Annotated in this window: 24 protein-coding genes; 21 read left to right on the top strand and 3 right to left on the bottom strand. The window is 38.9% G+C overall.

Features of this window, described 5'->3' with window-relative positions:
• The first annotated feature begins 163 nt into the window (after nucleotides 1–163).
• From NY607_RS06210 to mtnN, 9 genes are all read left to right on the top strand, one after another.
• Nucleotides 164–691 carry a DUF1292 domain-containing protein gene (locus NY607_RS06210; protein WP_131520516.1) on the top strand — a complete coding sequence of 176 codons (528 nt, stop codon included), beginning with the start codon at nucleotides 164–166 and terminating at the stop codon, nucleotides 689–691.
• Nucleotides 692–840: 149 nt separating this feature from the next.
• Complete coding sequence (gene mltG, locus NY607_RS06205) at nucleotides 841–1,968, top strand: endolytic transglycosylase MltG (protein ID WP_048392143.1); 1,128 nt, start codon at nucleotides 841–843, stop codon at nucleotides 1,966–1,968.
• A gap of 286 nt (nucleotides 1,969–2,254) precedes the next feature.
• Nucleotides 2,255–2,887 carry an O-methyltransferase gene (locus NY607_RS06200; RefSeq protein WP_131520517.1) on the top strand — a complete coding sequence of 211 codons (633 nt, stop codon included), beginning with the start codon at nucleotides 2,255–2,257 and terminating at the stop codon, nucleotides 2,885–2,887.
• Between the two features lie 5 nt (nucleotides 2,888–2,892).
• Complete coding sequence (locus NY607_RS06195; protein ID WP_131520518.1) at nucleotides 2,893–3,825, top strand: peptidase U32 family protein; 933 nt, start codon at nucleotides 2,893–2,895, stop codon at nucleotides 3,823–3,825.
• Between the two features lie 14 nt (nucleotides 3,826–3,839).
• Nucleotides 3,840–5,120 carry a peptidase U32 family protein gene (locus NY607_RS06190; protein WP_259419332.1) on the top strand — a complete coding sequence of 427 codons (1,281 nt, stop codon included), beginning with the start codon at nucleotides 3,840–3,842 and terminating at the stop codon, nucleotides 5,118–5,120.
• A complete protein-coding gene (gene udk / locus NY607_RS06185; RefSeq protein ID WP_004226858.1) occupies nucleotides 5,120–5,758 on the top strand; it encodes a uridine kinase in 639 nt (212 codons plus the stop codon). Before NY607_RS06190 ends, udk begins: the two co-directional genes overlap by 1 nt.
• A gap of 175 nt (nucleotides 5,759–5,933) precedes the next feature.
• Nucleotides 5,934–6,422: a transcription elongation factor GreA gene (greA, locus tag NY607_RS06180; protein ID WP_004226860.1), complete on the top strand. Its 489-nt coding sequence runs from the start codon at nucleotides 5,934–5,936 to the stop codon at nucleotides 6,420–6,422.
• A gap of 143 nt (nucleotides 6,423–6,565) precedes the next feature.
• Nucleotides 6,566–7,225: a YrrS family protein gene (locus tag NY607_RS06175; protein WP_131520520.1), complete on the top strand. Its 660-nt coding sequence runs from the start codon at nucleotides 6,566–6,568 to the stop codon at nucleotides 7,223–7,225.
• A 60-nt stretch (nucleotides 7,226–7,285) separates the two neighbouring features.
• Nucleotides 7,286–7,978 (top strand): 5'-methylthioadenosine/S-adenosylhomocysteine nucleosidase, encoded by a 693-nt coding sequence (mtnN, locus tag NY607_RS06170; RefSeq protein ID WP_016994157.1) that lies wholly within the window; start codon nucleotides 7,286–7,288, stop codon nucleotides 7,976–7,978.
• A 330-nt stretch (nucleotides 7,979–8,308) separates the two neighbouring features.
• Here mtnN and sigK read toward each other — a convergent pair whose 3' ends face one another.
• Nucleotides 8,309–9,016, bottom strand: coding sequence for an RNA polymerase sporulation sigma factor SigK (gene sigK / locus NY607_RS06165; protein ID WP_004226867.1), 708 nt, complete (start codon nucleotides 9,014–9,016; stop codon nucleotides 8,309–8,311).
• An 86-nt stretch (nucleotides 9,017–9,102) separates the two neighbouring features.
• Nucleotides 9,103–9,603 carry a CDP-diacylglycerol--serine O-phosphatidyltransferase gene (gene pssA, locus NY607_RS06160; RefSeq protein WP_048392670.1) on the bottom strand — a complete coding sequence of 167 codons (501 nt, stop codon included), beginning with the start codon at nucleotides 9,601–9,603 and terminating at the stop codon, nucleotides 9,103–9,105.
• Nucleotides 9,604–9,739: 136 nt separating this feature from the next.
• Between pssA and NY607_RS06155 the strand changes: the two genes are divergently transcribed.
• The 12 genes from NY607_RS06155 (at nucleotide 9,740) to NY607_RS06100 (ending at nucleotide 19,422) form a co-directional block, all read left to right on the top strand.
• On the top strand, nucleotides 9,740–10,522 hold the full coding sequence (locus NY607_RS06155; RefSeq protein ID WP_048392148.1) for a phosphatidylserine decarboxylase: 783 nt from the start codon (nucleotides 9,740–9,742) through the stop codon (nucleotides 10,520–10,522).
• Nucleotides 10,523–10,558: 36 nt separating this feature from the next.
• Nucleotides 10,559–11,080 (top strand): YqeG family HAD IIIA-type phosphatase, encoded by a 522-nt coding sequence (locus NY607_RS06150; protein WP_237898284.1) that lies wholly within the window; start codon nucleotides 10,559–10,561, stop codon nucleotides 11,078–11,080.
• Nucleotides 11,077–12,180, top strand: coding sequence for a ribosome biogenesis GTPase YqeH (gene yqeH / locus NY607_RS06145; RefSeq protein WP_054550069.1), 1,104 nt, complete (start codon nucleotides 11,077–11,079; stop codon nucleotides 12,178–12,180). Before NY607_RS06150 ends, yqeH begins: the two co-directional genes overlap by 4 nt.
• A 32-nt stretch (nucleotides 12,181–12,212) precedes the next feature.
• Nucleotides 12,213–13,043, top strand: a complete 831-nt coding sequence (gene aroE / locus NY607_RS06140) for a shikimate dehydrogenase (RefSeq protein ID WP_259419331.1) — start codon at nucleotides 12,213–12,215, stop codon at nucleotides 13,041–13,043.
• Nucleotides 13,044–13,048: 5 nt separating this feature from the next.
• Nucleotides 13,049–13,351, top strand: a complete 303-nt coding sequence (gene yhbY, locus NY607_RS06135) for a ribosome assembly RNA-binding protein YhbY (protein WP_048392151.1) — start codon at nucleotides 13,049–13,051, stop codon at nucleotides 13,349–13,351.
• Nucleotides 13,352–13,360: 9 nt separating this feature from the next.
• Nucleotides 13,361–13,951: a nicotinate-nucleotide adenylyltransferase gene (locus NY607_RS06130; RefSeq protein ID WP_221679999.1), complete on the top strand. Its 591-nt coding sequence runs from the start codon at nucleotides 13,361–13,363 to the stop codon at nucleotides 13,949–13,951.
• Nucleotides 13,920–14,492, top strand: coding sequence for a bis(5'-nucleosyl)-tetraphosphatase (symmetrical) YqeK (gene yqeK, locus NY607_RS06125; RefSeq protein WP_048392153.1), 573 nt, complete (start codon nucleotides 13,920–13,922; stop codon nucleotides 14,490–14,492). The genes NY607_RS06130 and yqeK overlap by 32 nt, the downstream gene beginning before the upstream one ends.
• Nucleotides 14,489–14,833, top strand: a complete 345-nt coding sequence (gene rsfS, locus NY607_RS06120) for a ribosome silencing factor (protein WP_004226890.1) — start codon at nucleotides 14,489–14,491, stop codon at nucleotides 14,831–14,833. Before yqeK ends, rsfS begins: the two co-directional genes overlap by 4 nt.
• Nucleotides 14,834–15,571, top strand: coding sequence for a class I SAM-dependent DNA methyltransferase (locus tag NY607_RS06115; protein WP_259419330.1), 738 nt, complete (start codon nucleotides 14,834–14,836; stop codon nucleotides 15,569–15,571). It begins immediately after the preceding gene.
• Between the two features lie 258 nt (nucleotides 15,572–15,829).
• Nucleotides 15,830–16,456 carry a helix-hairpin-helix domain-containing protein gene (locus tag NY607_RS06110; protein ID WP_259419329.1) on the top strand — a complete coding sequence of 209 codons (627 nt, stop codon included), beginning with the start codon at nucleotides 15,830–15,832 and terminating at the stop codon, nucleotides 16,454–16,456.
• Nucleotides 16,457–16,561: 105 nt separating this feature from the next.
• The gene (locus NY607_RS06105) at nucleotides 16,562–17,131 is read left to right on the top strand and encodes a ComE operon protein 2 (RefSeq protein WP_237898279.1); all 570 of its coding nucleotides are present in this window, start codon (nucleotides 16,562–16,564) and stop codon (nucleotides 17,129–17,131) included.
• Nucleotides 17,132–17,145: 14 nt separating this feature from the next.
• On the top strand, nucleotides 17,146–19,422 hold the full coding sequence (locus NY607_RS06100; RefSeq protein ID WP_259419328.1) for a DNA internalization-related competence protein ComEC/Rec2: 2,277 nt from the start codon (nucleotides 17,146–17,148) through the stop codon (nucleotides 19,420–19,422).
• A gap of 28 nt (nucleotides 19,423–19,450) precedes the next feature.
• Here NY607_RS06100 and NY607_RS06095 read toward each other — a convergent pair whose 3' ends face one another.
• Complete coding sequence (locus NY607_RS06095; RefSeq protein WP_004226902.1) at nucleotides 19,451–19,588, bottom strand: YqzM family protein; 138 nt, start codon at nucleotides 19,586–19,588, stop codon at nucleotides 19,451–19,453.
• Nucleotides 19,589–19,630: the final 42 nt, after the last annotated feature.

Below are 19,630 nucleotides of genomic sequence, written 5' to 3'. Positions count from 1 at the left end.
GTAACCGCTCCAAGCCCCACTCCAAACATCGAGAACCTGCTCAAAGGTAGAGAAGAAATGCAGGGAAAACTTGCTCAAAAATAGGAGAAGCTATTCTAAAGTGTCTAACCTCAAAAAAACGATTTAATAAATGACATCAAATTGTCATAAAGGAGGAAACAGAATGAATGAAGAAACGCAAGAATTTATGATCATTGGGAAAGATGGTAAGGAACAGCAGTGTCGTGTGGTCTTTACCTTTGATGCGGAGGACAAGTCCTATGTGTTATTTTCCCTTCTAGATGAAACAGGTCAAGAAATTCCAGGAGACCTTTCGGCGATGACTTTTGATTATGATGACAATACAGGTGAGATGACAAATTTACAGCCTGTTGAAACAGATGCCGAATGGGAAATGATTAATGAAGTGGTGTTAACATTACTTGATGAATTTGAAGAAGAACCACAGCTAATTACTGTGACAGACGAAGAAGGAAAAGATCAAGTGTGCGAAGTCATTCATACATTTTCATCTGAGCAATTCGGTAAATCGTATGTATTATATGTGCCAGCAACAGATGAACCGATTGATGAGCGTGATATTTTTGCAGCCCAATATCTAGCTGGAAATGAAGGCCAGATTGAAGAGTTATACCCGATTGAGTCAGATGAAGAATGGGAATTTGTAGAAGAAGTATTAAACACTTTATAGGATAAACTATTTCTAGAATGCTCAAAAATCTGCTAACGAAAGTTGTTGGCAGATTTTTTACATATGTAATTTCTCCTGAATTGTCGATTTCTGTTTGTCGTGAAAGTTGATTTCTAGTATGATATTGAATAGTGATAGGGGGGAAACCCGTGGATAACGGTTCAAAAAAACAAGAAATGTTTTCAAAAATGCAAGAAAGAAAATCTGAGGTAAAAATGGTGAGAAAAATCGTCGCAATTATTGCCATTGTTTTCGTACTAATAATTGGAGTTGTTGGTTTATTTGGGTACAATTATGTAAAAGGTGCTCTAAAACCATTAGACCCTAATGCAACGAAAACAATTGCAGTAGAAGTACCAATTGGCTCTAGTTTGTCCTCCATTTCAACACTACTAGAGAAAAAAGGTGTCATAAAAGATGCACGTGTTTTTAAATACTATGCAAAATTTAAAAATGAATCACAATTTCAAGCGGGAAATTATGATTTAACACAGGCAATGACATTTGATGAACTCATTGAAAGCTTGAAAACAGGGAAGGTATATCGTAAGCCTGTCTTTACGATGACAGTCCCAGAAGGCTTAACACTTGAACAAATTGGGAAAGTGATTGAAAAGAAAACACCGTACACACAAAAAGAATTTATGGATCTTGTGACGAGTGACACATTTGTTCAGCAAATGATGGCTAATTATCCTGAGCTAGTTACAGAGGCGGTTTTAGCTGACAATATTCGCTATGACTTAGAGGGCTATTTATATCCAGCTACGTATTCTTATTATGAGGAAAAACCATCCTTACAAGCGATTGTAGAAGAGATGATAGCAGCCATGAACAATGTGGTGAAGAACTATAGTGATGTATTAGCTGAAAAACAAATGTCCGTACATCAGCTGTTAACATTTGCTTCATTATTGGAAGAAGAAGCGACTGCTCAAACGGATCGAGAGACTATTGCAAGTGTCTTCTATAATCGAATCAATGAAGGGATGCCACTCCAAACCGACCCAACCGTACTCTATGCACTGGGTGATCACAAGGATCGTGTTCTATATGAGGATTTAGAAGTGGATAATGCCTATAACACATACAAAAATAAAGGTCTACCACCTGGTCCAATAGCGGGTGCAGGTAAAACCTCGATTGAGGCATCATTAAATCCAAGTCAAACAGATTATTTCTACTTCCTAGCAGATAAAGAGGGTGTCAACCACTTCTCAAAAACCTATGATGAGCATTTGCAGAAGGTAGAAAAATATTTACGAAAAGAAGAGTAAACGTATAGGAAGAACAAAAATCATATAGCAAACAGATGGATAGAAGGAAAGAAAAATAGCTTTCCTTCTATTTTCATGCTATTATAAAGTGTGATTTTTGATCAATCCGTTCATTTATGCGGGACAAATATGCGTGGTGGCAATTGTTTGAGCATATCGAAGCAATTGCTCATTTTTGTATGGCAAAGTACCAAGACATCACGTTTGGTCTTTTTCTTTTTGTTGATAAATGATGAAGTACAGACAACGGCAAACGCTCGTTGCCTTTTAAATGAGGGTGGAAACAATGGAATTATCAGATGCATATATACAATCATTTATACAGCCACGTAATGAATTGCTTTTAGAAATGGAAGCATATGCGGAGGAGCATCACGTACCGATCATGCAACTAGCAGGTATTGATGCATTAAATCAACTGTTGCGTATTCAGAATCCGTCAAAAATTTTAGAGATAGGTACAGCAATTGGTTACTCTGCTATTCGTATGGCAGAGGCATTGCCTCATGTCCAAATTGTTACAATTGAACGTGATCAAGATCGTGTAGCAAGGGCAAAAGCCTATATTAAACGTTCGACTGTATCAGATCGAATTACGGTCATTGAGGGTGACGCTTTAGAAGTGGATGACGAGGCTATTAACACAACATTCGATGCGGTCTTTATTGATGCTGCGAAGGGACAATACCAACGCTTTTTTGAAAAATATGCACCTTTAGTAAAATCAGGAGGGGTATTGTATATCGATAATATGTACATGCATGGTTTGTCTGATTTAGAGTTGAAGGATGTTCCACGTCGTAAGCGAACAATGATTCGCAATTTAAAAAACTTCACGGATTGGATTATGCAGCACCCGGAGTATACAAGTGCTTTTTTACCAGTCGGTGATGGTTTATTACTATGTTTGAAGAGGTGACTACTATGAAAAAACCAGAATTGCTTGTGACACCACAATCATTAGAACATATAAAAGCACTTTTAGTTGCTGGAGCAGATGCTTTTGTTATTGGTGAACAACAATTTGGTCTACGTCTAGCAGGAGAGTTCTCCGTTGAAGAAGTAGAACAAGCGACAAAGCTTATACACGAAGCGGGTAAAAAGGTATATGTTGCAGTCAATGCACTTTTCCATAATGAGAAACTAGAGGCACTTGCTGATTATGTAAAAGAAATGCAACGTATCGGTGTGGACCGTTTAATTTACGGTGATCCAGCGGTACTCATTATTCGTAGAGAGCAAGGTGTTACGATTCCGTTACATTGGAATCCAGAAACGACAGCTACAAACTGGTTTACGGCTAATTACTGGGGGCAACGTGGTGCAACGCGTGCTGTGTTAGCGCGTGAGCTTTCTCTTGATGAAGTATTAGAAATTAAAGAAAATACCGAGATGGAAATTGAAGTACAAGTACATGGAATGACATGTATGTTCCAATCAAAACGTCCATTACTCGGCCATTATTTCTTATATCAAGATAAAGTAATGGCGATTGAAAATCGCCAAGAAAATCGTAATATGTTCCTACATGATGATGAACGAAATAATAAGTATCCAATATATGAAGATGTAAATGGTACACATATTTTCAGTCCAAATGATATGTGTATTATTGATGAACTAGGCGAATTATTTGAAGGTGGCATCGATGCTCTAAAAATTGAAGGTGTTCTTCAAACGCCAGACTATGTAGTCGCAGTAACAGAAGCTTATCGAAAAGCGATCGATACGTATTTTGACGAATCAGAAGAGGCATATGAAGAAATAAAAGACGATTTATTAGCAAAAATTGAAGATATGCAACCAGCTATTAGACCATTAGATACAGGCTTTATCTTTAAGGAAACAGTTTACTAGGAGGGGACAATAACATGGCATTAGCGTTAGAGCAAAATGACAAAATCCGTGAGATTGTCAACGGTAAACGTGTCATTACTAAAAAACCAGAGCTACTTGCTCCAGCGGGTAGTTTAGAGAAATTAAAAATAGCTGTCCATTACGGAGCAGATGCTGTATTTATCGGTGGGCGAGAGTTTGGTCTACGATCGAATGCGGATAACTTTTCAATTGAAGAGATGCGTGAAGGTGTAGAATTTGCCAATCAATATGGTGCGAAAATATATGTAACAACAAATATTTTTGCCCACAATGAAAATATGGATGGCTTAGAGCGTTACTTAAAGGATATTGAATCAGTGGGCGTAACAGGTATTATTGTAGCAGATCCGCTTATTATTGAAACCTGTCGTACAGCAGCACCTAAGCTTGAAATTCACCTTTCTACTCAGCAATCATTGTCCAACTGGAAGGCCGTGCAGTACTGGAAAGAAGAAGGTTTACATCGTGTTGTATTAGCGCGTGAAGTCGGCGGAGAAGAAATGAAGCTGATGAAGGAAAAGGTCGACATTGAAATTGAGGCCTTTGTTCATGGAGCAATGTGTATTGCCTACTCTGGTCGTTGCGTTCTTTCTAATCATATGACGGCTCGTGACTCAAACCGAGGGGGATGCTGCCAATCATGCCGTTGGGACTATGATCTATATGAATTAGAAGATGGTGAAGAAAAAGCACTTTTCGATGATAGCCATGCACCATTTGCGATGAGTCCAAAAGATTTAAAATTAATTGAAGCGATTCCTCATATGATTGAGCTAGGTATCGACTCGTTAAAAGTTGAAGGTCGTATGAAATCCATTCACTATGTAGCGACAGTTGTTTCTGTGTACCGTAAAGTGATTGATGCTTATTGTGCAGATCCTGATAACTTTAAAATTAAACGTGAATGGCTAGAGGAATTAGACAAATGTGCTAACCGTGATACGGCTGAAGCATTCTTCCATGATGCACCTGGCTTTGAGGAGCAGATGTTTGGTGTGCATGGTCGTAAAACAACCTATGAATTTGCTGGACTTATTTTAGAGCATGATCCAGAGACAAAAATAGTGACAATGCAACAGCGTAATTATTTTAAACCTGGTGACGAAGTAGAATTCTTTGGTCCTGAAATTGAGAATTTCCGTTTAACAATGGGTGAAATTTGGGACGAGGATGGCAATAGCCTAGATGCAGCTCGTCATCCATTACAAATTGTCAAATTTAAATGTGATACACCATTGAAGCCGCATAACATGATGCGAAAGGAGAATAACTAATGGCAGTGAAGCGTCCTGTTGTCATCGGAATCGCAGGTGGCTCATGCTCGGGAAAAACGAGCGTGACGCGTGCCATTTATGATGTTTTCCGTGAGCATTCTGTTGTGGTAATTGAACAAGATTTTTATTATAAGGATCAAAGTCATTTAACATTTGAAGAACGCTTAGGAACTAACTACGATCATCCGTTAGCTTTCGATAATGATTTATTAATTGAGCACATAAAAAAGTTGTTAGTGCGTCAACCAATTGAAAAACCTGTGTATGATTACGTCCAGCATACAAGGGCAGAAGAAGTTATACACGTTGAACCAGTAGATGTTATTATACTAGAAGGTATTCTAGTCTTAGAGGATGCTGATTTACGTGATTTAATGGATATTAAATTATTTGTGGATACAGATTCAGATTTACGTATTATTCGCCGCATTATGCGTGATATTAAAGAGCGTGGACGTACAACGGATTCGGTGATTGAGCAGTATTTATCAGCGGTTCGACCGATGCATAATTTATTTATTGAACCAACGAAACGTTATGCTGATATCATTATTCCTGAAGGTGGGGATAATGAGGTGGCGATTGATTTAATGGTAACGAAAATTAAAACTATTCTTGAAACCGACAACGTATTGTAATAAGATAGAGTGGTATTGACAATATTTACATGCATATTTTGAAAAAGCATGCATACTATTAGGTCAAAGCGTAATTTGAAAACGTTTAAAAATAATAAAATTCGATTAGATGCATCTTCCATGCATTTAGTCGAGTTTTATGTTTTTATATTGAAGAAACAAGGAGTGAAGGACTTTGGCAAATGAAAAACAGTACCCTATGACAGCTGAGGGAAAACGTAAATTAGAAGAAGAATTAGTAAAATTAGAAACTGAAACACGAAAAGAAATCGTTGAACGCATTAAAATAGCACGTGATTTTGGAGATCTTTCTGAAAACGCTGAGTACGATTCTGCTAAAGAAGAACAAGCCTTTTTAGAAGGTCGTATTTCAACATTAAAATCTATGATTCGCAATGCAGTGATTATTTCTGAAGACGAGACAGATAACAGTGTAGTATCATTAGGGAAAACGGTTACATTCGTAGAAATCATCAATGGTAAGCCATCAACAGATGAAGAATCTTATACAATTGTTGGTTCTGCTGAGGCAGATCCTATGGAATTCCGTATTTCGAATGAATCACCAATTGCAAAAGGTCTACTTGGTCGTGCTGAAGGTGAAGAGGTTGTCGTTCAAACACCTGGCGGCGAAATGAAAGTGAAAATTCTCTCAATTAAATAATATGTATAGGTACAAGCAGTTAGCCTTTGGCTGACTGCTTGTACCATTTTTAGCGTGAAAACTATTTAATAAAATAGTGAGTAGAATTATTTTGCAAGTGCTGTCGAACTTGATAGAATATTGCCTAGAGAGGGGGAGACATTATGAGTGAACGACAAACTCGAAGTGGTCGTCATTTGCAGCCATCTCGTAATAAAAAGCTAGATAAACTATTGAATATTTTAATTGGTGTTGTGGTTGTCCTCATTATTATCACAGCAACCTATGTGTTTAAATGGCAAGATGATGCAGATCAAGCGGTGAAAGAGGAACCAGCTCAAGAAGAACAGAGCGGTGATGAAGAAAAAGAAGTAGAGAAAGAACCGACGGATGAAGAAAAAGAAGATCTAGCTGTAGAAGAAGATAAACCTTCAGAGGAAGAATCAGAACCTGAGACATCCCAGGAAGAACAAGGCACAGCAGAAGAATCAGCCTCAGATAATCCTATTGTTGAGAAGGTTATCACGAATAAAAATTGGCAGCCAACACCAACAACTCAAACAGGTCAGCATGTGTCTTCATATGACGACAAGTCTGTAGACTGGGCTGAGAAAGTAGCAACAGTATCTACGGTGACTGGTATTGACCAAAGCAATATGATCATCTGGCGTATGCAAAATAATGGTGGTCCTAATTCATCCATTGCTACTGTTTCGACCAATGATAAGTCTCAAATGTATCGTGTAAGTATGGAATGGGTTGATAATGAAGGTTGGAAGCCAGTGAAGCTTGAGCAACTAAATACATTAGAAGGCGCCTATTGACGAAAATCACTCTTTTGATTATTTTTAATAGAGTTGATAAAAGAAGGGAAGTAACAGTAGATGAAAATTGCAGTAATTGGCGCAATGGAAGAGGAAGTGGAGCTTCTAAGAGCAGCATTAGACGATGCACACAGCACAACGATTGCAGGTAGTGAGTATACAACAGGAACTTTTGAAGGAAAGGAAGTCGTATTATTAAAAAGCGGTATTGGTAAAGTAAATGCTGCTATGTCTACGACAATCCTTTTACATGAGTTTAAACCAGATGTTGTCATTAATACAGGCTCTGCAGGTGGGTATGATGAAGCACTTGAGGTAGGCGCTGTCGTTATTTCTGATGAAGTTCGTCACCACGATGTAGATGTCACAATCTTTGGCTATGAAATTGGACAAATGGCTGGTATGCCAGCAGCATATAAATCAGATGAGAAATTGATGAAGGTAGCTGAGGAGGCTGTAAAGGCAGTTGGAGAGCACCAGTATGGCGTTGGTTTAATTTGCTCTGGGGATGCTTTTATGAATGATCCTGAACGTGTAGAGGCTGTTCGACGCCATTTCCCTCAAATGAAAGCTGTAGAGATGGAAGCGGCTGCAGTTGCACAAGTTTGTTATCAATTTGCTACACCTTTTGTAGTCATTCGTGCATTATCAGATATTGCAGGTAAAGAATCGAATATTAGCTTTGATGAATTTTTACCAGTTGCTGCAAAACATTCGACACAAGTCGTATTAAAAGCAATTTCCTCACTATAAACTACACAGAATGGTCAAAATGTGTGGTTTATTCTGTGAGAAAAATCACAGTTGATACAAAAAACAAATGCTACACTGACATTAATCAATCTCTTCATAATAGAATGGGAGGCATTCATGATGTTATTTTTAACAGCAGGTGTAGTCATTATTACAACTTTAATAGGTACGTTGATTTCAGCAGAACTATCTGAATCAGCACACTAGTATGACGGGAAAGCTCCTTTGCGACATAGTCATGTCGCAAAGGAGTTTTTTTATATGCCATGAAATAGGCATATTCTTCGCCATTGAAGGATTGAATTTTTTTCATAACCATTTTACAATATATTATTCAATAGTTTTTTGATCTCGTTTATATAGTTGATAGAGTTTAATAAGTGCCCGTTTTTCAATGCGAGATACATAGCTACGTGAAATATTTAAGCGTGCTGCAATTTCCTTTTGCGTAAGTGCATCCTGTTGATTTAAGCCATAACGGAGTGTCACAATTTCGAGCTCACGTTCATCGAGCATATGCAAATAGTGGTATAGTTGTGCTACATGCTCTTTATGCTCTAGCTTTTCTGTGGCACTTTCTTCATCACACTGAAGTAAATCGCGAATTTGCAGTGCGTTCCCATCTTTATCAGTTCCAATCGGCTCAAATAGCGAAACGTCTTTTTGCACTTTCTTTTGGGTGCGTAGATGCATTAAAATCTCATTTTCAATGCAACGAGCTGCATATGTGGCAAGTCTAGTTTTTTTATCAGGAGTATAGCTCTCAACGGCTTTCATTAGTCCAATTGTTCCAATAGAAATATAATCATCGAGTTGCTCATGTTTTGGATGGAATTTTTTAACGACATGTGCGACAAGCCTCATATTACGTTCTATTAGATCAAGACGCGCTTGCTCATCGCCACCTAAAAATCGTTCAATACAAGCAGCTTCCTCTTCTTTTGAAAAGGGTTTATGGAATGTTTGCCCCTTTAAATAGCCAAGCAACGCAGGGATTTCAAGCCATAACTGCAACATCGATGTAAAAATTCCGCTCATTGAAAGATTTCATCCTTTCCCCATTTTTCGACAGTATATGTTTAAAAGACGTGGGAAATGAAAAAAGTGCAACAGCAAATGTGCTGTTACACTTTTTTTAACGTAAATGTACTAATCATGAGTAAAGCTAAAATGGGGAAAAGGAAAAGATAAAATGCCGGATGGAACGTATAAGCTGCGAAATACGTTAAAGTTAAGAACGTACCTGCGGCTGTAATTGGTAAACCTGTGAAATAACCGTTCGCTTCGCTAATATTGAAGCGAGCTAAACGCATCGCGCCACAGACGATAAATAATACGGCCATCATCATGCCGACAAAACCAAAATCAACTAGAACAACTTCATACATTAATAATGCAGGCGCCACACCAAATGATATAATATCACTCATAGAATCTAATTGTTTACCTAATTCTGACACTTGTCCGAGCGCTCTCGCTACCTTACCATCGTAGCGATCAAGAAGAGCTGCTATAAAGATAAACAAGACACTATAGCTATAGTATTCATGTAGAGTGGCCATAATAGCCGCGCCTCCAAAGGACATATTACTAATTGTTATGAAGTTAGCTGCGTGCGATTTCATTTTCTTAACCGTGGTATCCACCAACTTGTGATAAAAAAACAAGGGGGATCACTCCTTTGCACTTAAGATATTGTACCATTATACTTCGAATGCGAAAAAATTGACAGTCTAAATTAATGGATAGGGGTTTTACTGTATGAAAGAAAAACTATATCAACGCTTGATAGAACTAACGAATGGTAAGCAATCTTCCCATCTTTTGCAGACAATAGCAAAAGCGAAGTGGAGTAAACGTATAATACCAAGCTACATGAAGTTATACGATATTAACCTTGAAGAAGTTTCAAAAAAACAACAACAATTTTCATGTTTACATGATTTTTTTACAAGAGAACTTATTGAAGAAGCTCGACCTATTGAAAAAAATCCAACTGTCTATGCCAGCCCAGTGGACGCAAAAGTGGAATCCTTTGGACGTATTGAATGGGATATGACATTTCTTGTGAAGGGTAAGCCTTATGCATTACAAGATTTACTCGGCAATACAGAACGAGCTGCACAATATGCAGACGGACATTTTATCGTTTTTTATTTAAGTCCTGCTGATTACCATCGTATCCATAGCCCGATAGATGGAGAAGTCTTACGACAATATACACTTGGTCAGAAATCTTATCCTGTGAATCAGTTAGGTCTTACATACGGTAAAAAACCAATTTCTCATAATTATCGTTTAGTGACTGAGCTGAAAGCAGCAAATAATCAGCATGTTGCATTTATCAAAGTAGGTGCAACCTTTGTGAATTCCATTGTGCTTACCAATACAACAACGAAATGGCAGAAAGGGCAGGAAGTTGGTTATTTCTCATTTGGTTCTACTGTTGTGATGCTGTTTGAAAAGGATACAATTAAATTTACGGATAATGTTGTAAAAGGAAGCCCAATTCGAATGGGTGAAGCCTTTGCAAATATGCTATAATGGTCGAATAATACGTTAAGATTAGGGGTCGCTATTTTGTATAATTTTTTATTACCGAACGAATTTGTGACGAATATTTTTGAAATTACGCCGGAAAAGTTACAAGAATTAGGGATTAGAGGAATCATTACGGATTTAGATAATACACTTGTTGAATGGGATCGTCCAGATGCAACAGAAGAGCTAATCATTTGGTTACGCATTATGAAAGAATCAGGTATTCGTGTTATTATTGCGTCAAATAACAAGGAAGCTCGTGTAAAGCATTTTGCTGAGCCATTAGGTATTCCTTACATTCACAAGGCGAAAAAGCCACTTCGTAATGCTTTTTATAATGCGCTGATACAACTAGGCTTGCGTCCACATGAAGTAGTAATGGTAGGAGATCAACTCCTTACGGATGTAATGGGCGCAAACCGCTTAGGCTTGCACACAGTGCTCGTGAAGCCTGTTGCACAATCAGATGGGCTTGTAACAAAATTGAATCGTTTCATTGAACGTCGCGTTTTTAATGATTTGAAACGAAAAGGAATTATAACTTGGGAGGAACAAGAATGATTGAAATGCCAAATTGTATTGGCTGTGGTACAACAATTCAAACAGAAGATAAAACAGCAGTTGGGTATGCACCCCCATCATCATTAGAAAAGGATGTGGTCATTTGCCAGCGTTGCTTCCGTTTGAAAAATTACAATGAAATTCAACCAGTATCGTTAACAGATGACGATTTTTTACGTATTTTAAATGGTCTTGGTACACAGCAAGGCTTAATCGTAAAAATTGTTGATATATTTGATTTTAATGGAAGCTGGCTACCAGGGCTTCATCGTTTTGTAGGGAAGAATCCTGTCCTATTGATTGCCAACAAAGCTGATTTATTACCAAAGTCAGTGAAGCCAAAAAAAGTTATCAACTGGCTGAAACGTGAAGCAAAGGCTCTTGGGCTACAGCCTGTGGATGTCCTATTAGTCAGTGCCCATAAAGGCAAAGGGATGGCAGAAGCAATGGAAGCCATCGATGAATATCGTAAAGGACAAAATGTATATGTTGTTGGCTGTACAAATGTTGGGAAATCTACGTTTATTAACCGAATTATTAAGCAGGCAACAGGTGAGGGTGAAGTGATTACAACCTCACATTTCCCAGGTACTACTTTAGACATGATAGATATTCCATTGGATGATGGTAGTGCATTATATGATACACCAGGTATTATTAATCATCATCAAATGGCTCATCATATTGATGCCAGTGAATTAAAATATATTATGCCGAAAAAAGAAATTAAGCCGAAAGTCTATCAACAAAATGCTGGGCAAACGCTATTTATTGGTGCATTGGCAAGATTTGATTTTATTCAGGGTGACCGTTCTGCCTTTACCATCCATGTGGCAAATGATTTACCAATTCATCGTACAAAGCTTGAGAAGGCAGATGCGTTATATGAAGAGCATAAAGGAGAATTATTGGCTCCCCCAACTGCGGACTTTATCGACCAGTTACCGCCATTGGTTCGTCACGAATTTTCCATCAAAGAAGCGAAAACAGATGTTGTATTTTCTGGACTTGGCTGGATTACCGTTCAACATGCGAATGTAGTAGTAGCAGCTTACGCCCCAAAAGGTGTACAAGTTTCAATTCGTCCTTCGCTGATCTAAATGGAGGACATAGTAGAGAGAGGGACTAGAAAATGAAGAAATGGTTTGCAGTTATGGGTGATCCAATTGAACATTCAAAATCACCTGCCATGCACAATGCTTGGTTTGAGGACATGTCAATTGATGCGACATATATTCCTTTACATGTAACGCCTGATCAATTAGAATCTGCTGTTGCTGGTTTGAAGACATTAGGGGCAAGTGGCTGGAACGTGACCATTCCTCATAAAACAGCAATCATTCCGTATCTAGACGAGCTAGATGAGCTGGCACAAAAAATGGGCGCAGTGAATACAGTCGTACGAACAACAGAAGGAAAGCTGAAAGGCTATAATACAGATGGTATTGGATTTGTTCGATCACTGGAAGAAGCCGTTGGGGTTTCTCATAAAGACAAGCCTGTATTACTTGTTGGTGCTGGAGGTGCTGCTCGAGGCATTGCCTTTGCTATGCAGCAACAAGGCTATTGTCATGTAACCATTGCCAATCGTACGGTGACGAATGCACAAATGATTATTGATGAAATGGGTATGGGACGTGCTATTTCATTACAACAAGCGGAAGAAACGCTAGCTGATTTCAGCATTATTGTGCAAATGACATCAGCTGGCCTTTCCACGGGCAATTTTTCAATGCCATTTTCATTAGATCTGCTGATGAAAGAAGCAATTGTTGCGGATATTGTGTATAATCCATTAATGACGCCTTTTTTACAAGCGGCTGAAGAAAAAGGAGCAACGATTGTCACTGGCTTAGGAATGTTTGTCCATCAAGGAGCCATCGCTTTTGAACACTGGTTAGGAAACTATCCAAATACAAATTCAATGATTGCGCAACTGAAGGCGCAATTAGGAGGAAACTAATTTTTATGTTAACAGGTAAACAGAAACGTTTTTTACGTGCAGAAGCACACCATTTAACACCTATTTTCCAAGTGGGAAAAGGTGGCGTTAATGATGAAATGACAAAGCAAATTCGCGAGGCATTAGAAGTACGTGAATTGATTAAAGTACGTATTTTAGATAACTGTGAAGAGGATAAACATGAAGTCGCAGAAGCATTAGCCACAGGTGCTCATGCGGAGCTTGTCCAATTAATCGGTCTGACAGTTGTTTTATATAAAGAGTCACGCAATCATAAAAAGATTGTATTACCAAAAGTAACGAAATAAGGTGAGACGATGAAAAGGGTCGGTTTACTTGGAGGTACATTTAACCCGCCACATATGGGTCATCTTTTAATGGCAAATGAAGTATTTCATGCGCTAGAACTTGATGAAATCCGCTTTATGCCTAATGCCATCCCACCACATAAGCATGCACGTTTTGATGCTAGTAATGTTGAACGACTTGAAATGGTAAAACGTGCGATTCGTCCATTTCCTTATTTTTCAGTAGAGTCGTATGAGCTTGAGAAGGGTGGCGTATCCTATTCCTATGAGACACTTTCTGCATTGTGTAGAAGAGAGCCGAATGTGAAATTTTACTTTATCATCGGTGGCGATATGATTGATTCGCTACATACATGGCATTGTATAGATGATTTAGTGAAACTTGTTCAGTTTGTCGGAGTAAAACGTCCAGGGACAGCTGCGGCAACAGAGTACCCTATACGTATGGTGGAAATACCTCAAATCGATTTATCGTCCACACTGATTCGTGAACGCCTGGCTACAGGAGGAACGGTGACATTTCTACTACCAGAAGCGGTAGAGACGTTCATACGAGAGGAAGGTCTTTATGGAACGCGAACAGTATTTAGCGGCGATTAAGCCAAGAATGCCTGAAAAACGTTATATTCATACAGTCGGCGTGATGGAAACGGCCATCAACCTAGCTCATAAATATGGCGAGGACGTAAAAAAAGCTGAAACAGCAGCTATCCTCCATGATATTGCTAAATATGCTGATATTGAGTGGATGGAAAATATCGTTCGTGATGAAAAATTAGATGAAAGACTAATTGGATGGGGTAGTGAATTACTACATGGTCCAGTAGGTGCATATATAGCACAAAGTGAGTTCGGTATCACAGACGAAGAGCTGTTGAATGCTATTCGTTTCCATACAACTGGAAGGGCTAATATGAGCCGTTTAGAAAAAATTATTTTTGTCGCAGATATGATTGAACCGAACCGTCGATTTGATGGAGTTGATCGTCTGCGCAAAAAAGCACAAAAAAATTTGGATAAGGCGATGAGTGCATGTGTACGCCATACTTTGGCATTTTTAATTGACACAAAGCAGCCGATTTATCCTTTATCTATAGAATGTTATAACGATATGATGAACAGAGAGGATAGTGAAGGATGACTTCAACTTTATTACAAGCAGCGTACAAAGCAATTGACGACAAACATGGTGAGGATATTGTCGTTTTAAATATGCAAGGAATTTCCCTTTTAGCAGATTATTTTATCATTGCTCATGGTAACTCAGATCGCCAAGTGCAAGCCATTGCACGCGAATTACAGGATGTAGCTGAACAACAAGGCTATGAAATTCGCCGTGTCGAAGGATTCGATGGAGCTCGTTGGGTACTAGTTGACCTAGGCGATGTTGTGGCACATGTATTCCATAAGGATGAGCGTGCTTATTATAATTTAGAGCGTCTTTGGGGCGATGCACCGCAACTAGACATGCCAGAGGCCTAAGTGAGTTACGAACGCTTTGCTCATGTCTATGATGAGCTGCAAACGGATATTCCTTACAATCTTTATGTAGATTGGGTTGTACAGCATGCACCAAGCAGCCAGTACCCAAAACTGTTGGATATGGGTTGTGGTACAGGTGTACTTAGCTTGTTATTTGCAAAGTCTGGCTATCAAGTCAGTGGAATCGATTTATCAGAAGAGATGCTGTCCATTGCAGCTGAACGCTTTGCTGGTGCAGGCTACCATGCCCCATTATACTGTATGTCTATGGTCGAACTAGATGGCTTTGAGGAAATCGATGTTGTCACAATCACAATTGATTCCTTGAATTATGTGGTAGAGGAGCACTCTGTTTATACGACATTAGAACGTATCTATGCGGCGTTGCGTGATGGAGGTCAGCTGTTTTTTGATGTTCACTCGTTATTTAAAATGAATGAGATTTTTTTAGATGGTCCGTTCACATATGATGATGGTGACATTAGTTATATATGGCATACGGAGCCTGCCGACTTTGAACATTCGGTTATTCATCAAATGACCTTTTATGTACGAGATGACGCAAGTGAATTATACGAACGCTTTGATGAGGAGCACGTGCAACGTACTTACACTATCGAGCAGTATATGGCTTGGTTGCATGCCATCGGTTTTAGTCATGTGGAAATTACAGCAGACTTTACAGATGAGGCACCTGATGAGGAAAGTGAACGCATTTTTATTCGTGCGCTGAAATAAAGAAAAGGGAGCTACACTGTGTAATACGCAGTGTGGCTTTTTTGATGGATAGAAAGATTAAAGTAGCGGATAGAACACTTAAACAGGCGGATAAAGAGGCTAAATTGTCGGATAAAACTGGATATAACTAAGAATATAGCTCTCTTCAACAGGTAAATTGAAACTCCTGATGTTTTTTTATCATTTTCAACCACCCATCCATAGTGTAAGATATATATAACTCCATATGATGACCTTTCGCAAGGAAAGGATGGTACTGTGCTACAATCTTTATGGCAAAAGTACAAAAAAAGTATGTTATTCCCCAGCATACTAGTCGTCAGTGGACTTTGTTACTTCTATTTTTCGAGTTCTGACTCTTCACCTCCCCAAGAAGAGCTCATCGAAACAATCCAACCTATTGAAGAAAAAAATTTGAGTGAATCTGCTGAGGAAGCGGTTATGCAGCAGGTATTTGTGGAAATAAAGGGTGCTGTAATGTATCCAGGCGTTTATGAGCTTCAGCAAGATCAACGTATAAAAGATGTTGTACAGCTTGCTGGTGGCTATACAGAGATGGCTGACACACAATTGATCAATCATGCCCAAAAGGTACAGGATGAAATGGTTATCTACATTCCTATCAAGGGCGAACAGCTAGAGGAAGAAGCCTCTTCCCTGTTAACGCTACCTACTGAGACTAATAAGGAGCAAAAGATTAATATCAATAAAGCTGATGTAGCAACGTTAGCAACATTGCCAGGAATCGGTCCTTCCAAAGCACAAAGTATCCTTACGTATCGAGAGGAGAATGGGCAGTTTCAAACTATAGATGACTTAAAAAATGTTAGTGGGATTGGTGATAAAACATTTGAGAAGCTAAAGGATGCGATTACTGTAAAGTAATGCTTTTACAGGATGGTATATTGACGCCCCTTTTCTAAAAGGGCTACACTATAGTAGAAAAGCAAGAGAAAGTTAATTTGTTAGACAATTTTTGGAGGTAGTCATATGGAGCGAATTACTTGGGATCAATTTTTTATGGCACAAAGCCATTTACTCGCATTACGCAGTACATGTACAAGACTAGCTGTAGGAGCAACTGTTGTACGGGACAAACGCATCATTGCAGGTGGGTATAACGGTTCCATTACAGGGGACGAGCATTGTATCGAAAAAGGGTGCTATGTGGTTGACAACCATTGCGTCCGCACCGTGCATGCTGAAATGAATGCCTTACTGCAATGTGCTAAATATGGAACACCGACAAAAGGTGCTGATTTGTATGTAACACATTTCCCATGTTTACCATGTACAAAATCTATCATTCAAGCTGGCATCGAACGTGTGTATTACGCAACGGATTATAAAAATAATCCATATGCACAGGAGTTATTTGCAAAAGCTGGAGTAGAAGTAGTTCATGTACCCTTTGATGAACGTAAAATCGATTTTTTACGAGATGACAAGCTAGCTTTGTATACAGAAATGCTGCACGAGCTTCGCGAGAGTGGGATATCTGCTGAAAAATTGCTCCCATATGAACAGAAGGTGAGTGCATTATTTGGCATCAAGCTTTAAAGCATAGATGGATTATGGTAGCTCTTGCTGTACTAATAGCTGCTATTGCAGTATACAAATCAGCATGGCTACTCATTTTTTTACTGCTACTAGTCCTGTGGCTCACCATAAAAGGTGAGTCACGTTTTCTTGCAATTTTTGTGCTAACTAGTGGTCTCCTAACTTATTGTTTCCTTTCTATCAATCATCTGACGGAACCTTCCTCTTTACCGTCAACCTTCCCTATAACTTGGTCAAGTGACTATAAAATAAACGGGCAAAAACTCCGTGGGTTTGCGACAACAACACATGGCCAAAAACTTTACGTAGTTTATACTTTTTCCTCGGAACAAGAGAAAAATTTTTATGAAAATACCTCATTAACTGGAATGACGTATTCTGCAAAAGGTGAACTTGTGACTCCCTCTCCATCTGCCCATGCTTATGCCTTTTCCATGTCAAATTATTTAACGAGCAAAGGAGCAACAGGCGTTGTTGAAATCAAGAATTGGCATTATGTAGGAAAACGAACATCCATCTTCACTATTCTTGCCGAAATAAGACACAATATGAAAAAGCATATAGAGAAGACTTTTCCCAAATCACTTGTAGCAGAGGCTCAAGCACTTTTAATAGGGGTGCAAGATCAGATGGAGGATGAACTGCAGCGTGCCTATCAAAAGCTCGGTATTACCCATTTATTTGCGATTTCTGGGCTACATGTCGCGCTGATGTCTTGGCTCTTTTTTCAAGGATTACTTAGAATAAGAGTTCGCAAGGAAATGGCTACAGTCGTGCTATTGATCCTCTTACCGATTTATGGAGTCATTGCAGGGGGAGCACCTTCCGTATGGCGTGCTGTTTCTGTAGTAGAATTGATGATGTTACTGCGCTTTTTTAAGTGGGTTCTTTCGATCGATGATGCATTAGCTATTAGCTTTATAGGCTTTGTTTTGCTTGAGCCAGGTGTTATTTTCCAAATTGGTTTCCAGCTATCCTATTTAGCAACCGCTAGTCTTCTTTATTCTGGTATTATTTTTAAGCAGACAAGAACTTGGCTAGGTCGTTCTTTTTTTATCACATTCGTGTGCCAACTGCTCGTTTACCCACTATTACTCCATCATTTTTATGAATTATCTTTATCCTCATTTTTTGTCAATATTGTTTTTGTTCCACTGTTTTCCTTTATTATATTACCCTTTAACATGATTGCCTTTGTGCTATCTTATCTTTCTTTACCACTTGCTAATGTCCTATTTGCTGGCTATGAACCACTGCGTAATTGGCTGACCGAAATAATCCTTTATATGCAAGTGCCTCCTTGGCAATTATGGTCACCAGGCAAACCATCTATTTGGCTGAGTAGCGTGGCGATGGTAAGTGTTTTAGCGAGCTTTTATTATTTGGAAATAAAAAGATTCAGGAAAGCTATGTTGATCCTTGTCATCCCTGTTATTGGGATTCATTTGGCACCCATGTTGTATCACGAAACAAAGATTACCTTCTTAAATGTAGGTCAAGGAGATAGTATCGTCATTGAATTGCCTTTTAGACGGGCTGTCTATGTTATAGATACAGGTGGAGTATTGCGCTTTGAGCAGGCATCGTGGAAGAAAGCAGATAGTCCATATGAGGTAGGGAAGCAAGTCGTGGTCCCATTTTTAAAAGGCAAGGGTATACGAACTATCGATATTTTTATTGCTTCGCATGCAGACGCAGATCATATTGAAGGAGCAGAGGAAGTCTTACAAGAGATTAACATGAAGGAAATACACGTTACACCTGGTTCATTGAATGAGCCTTTAATGGATGATTTATTGCGAGAAGCAAATAAGCGACATATTCCTATTAAAGAAAAAATGAAGGGGACTTCGTGGCATGTAGGGGATACAGATTTTTATTACTTATGGCCTGATGACGCCTTGTATGAGGGAAATGATGATTCTCTTGTCCTGTACATGCAGCAAAAGGCGTTTACAGCGTTATTTACAGGGGATTTGGAGCAATATGGCGAACAACAGCTGATCAAGCGTTATGGACCTTTATTGGCCAATCTCACATTGCTGAAGGCAGGGCATCATGGGAGTAAGACATCAAGCACAGAAGAATTTGTCGAGCTGCTACAGCCCCAATTAACCGTTTTTAGTGCAGGTCTCCATAATCGTTATGGTCATCCACATGAAGAAGTAGTACAACGTTTTGTCAGTAGAGATTTAGTGACATGGACAACAGGGGTGAATGGATCAATCGAAATACGTATTCGTGATAATCGCTGGTCCGTTAGCGTAAATGAAAAGGGCCTTGTCCAATGACTAAGGCCCTTCTCCTGCATAAGTCCAATTACTGTGATACAAATTCTACTATAGTTGCAATAATAAACATAAGCGTGAAAACGCCAAATGATACACCGAAGCCAACACCAGAATCGATGGCATCGTTACGTCGACATTGTATGTTTTTTCCTTCAAATGGATTCATTGTTATCCCTCCAATTCTGTTATTTATTATAAGACAACATGG

The sequence above is a fragment of the Lysinibacillus sp. A4 genome (assembly GCF_024919535.1).
GTDB lineage: Bacteria > Bacillota > Bacilli > Bacillales_A > Planococcaceae > Lysinibacillus > Lysinibacillus capsici.
Note: the sequence above shows the minus strand (reverse complement) of the source record. Positions and strands in the feature narration are given on the sequence as shown.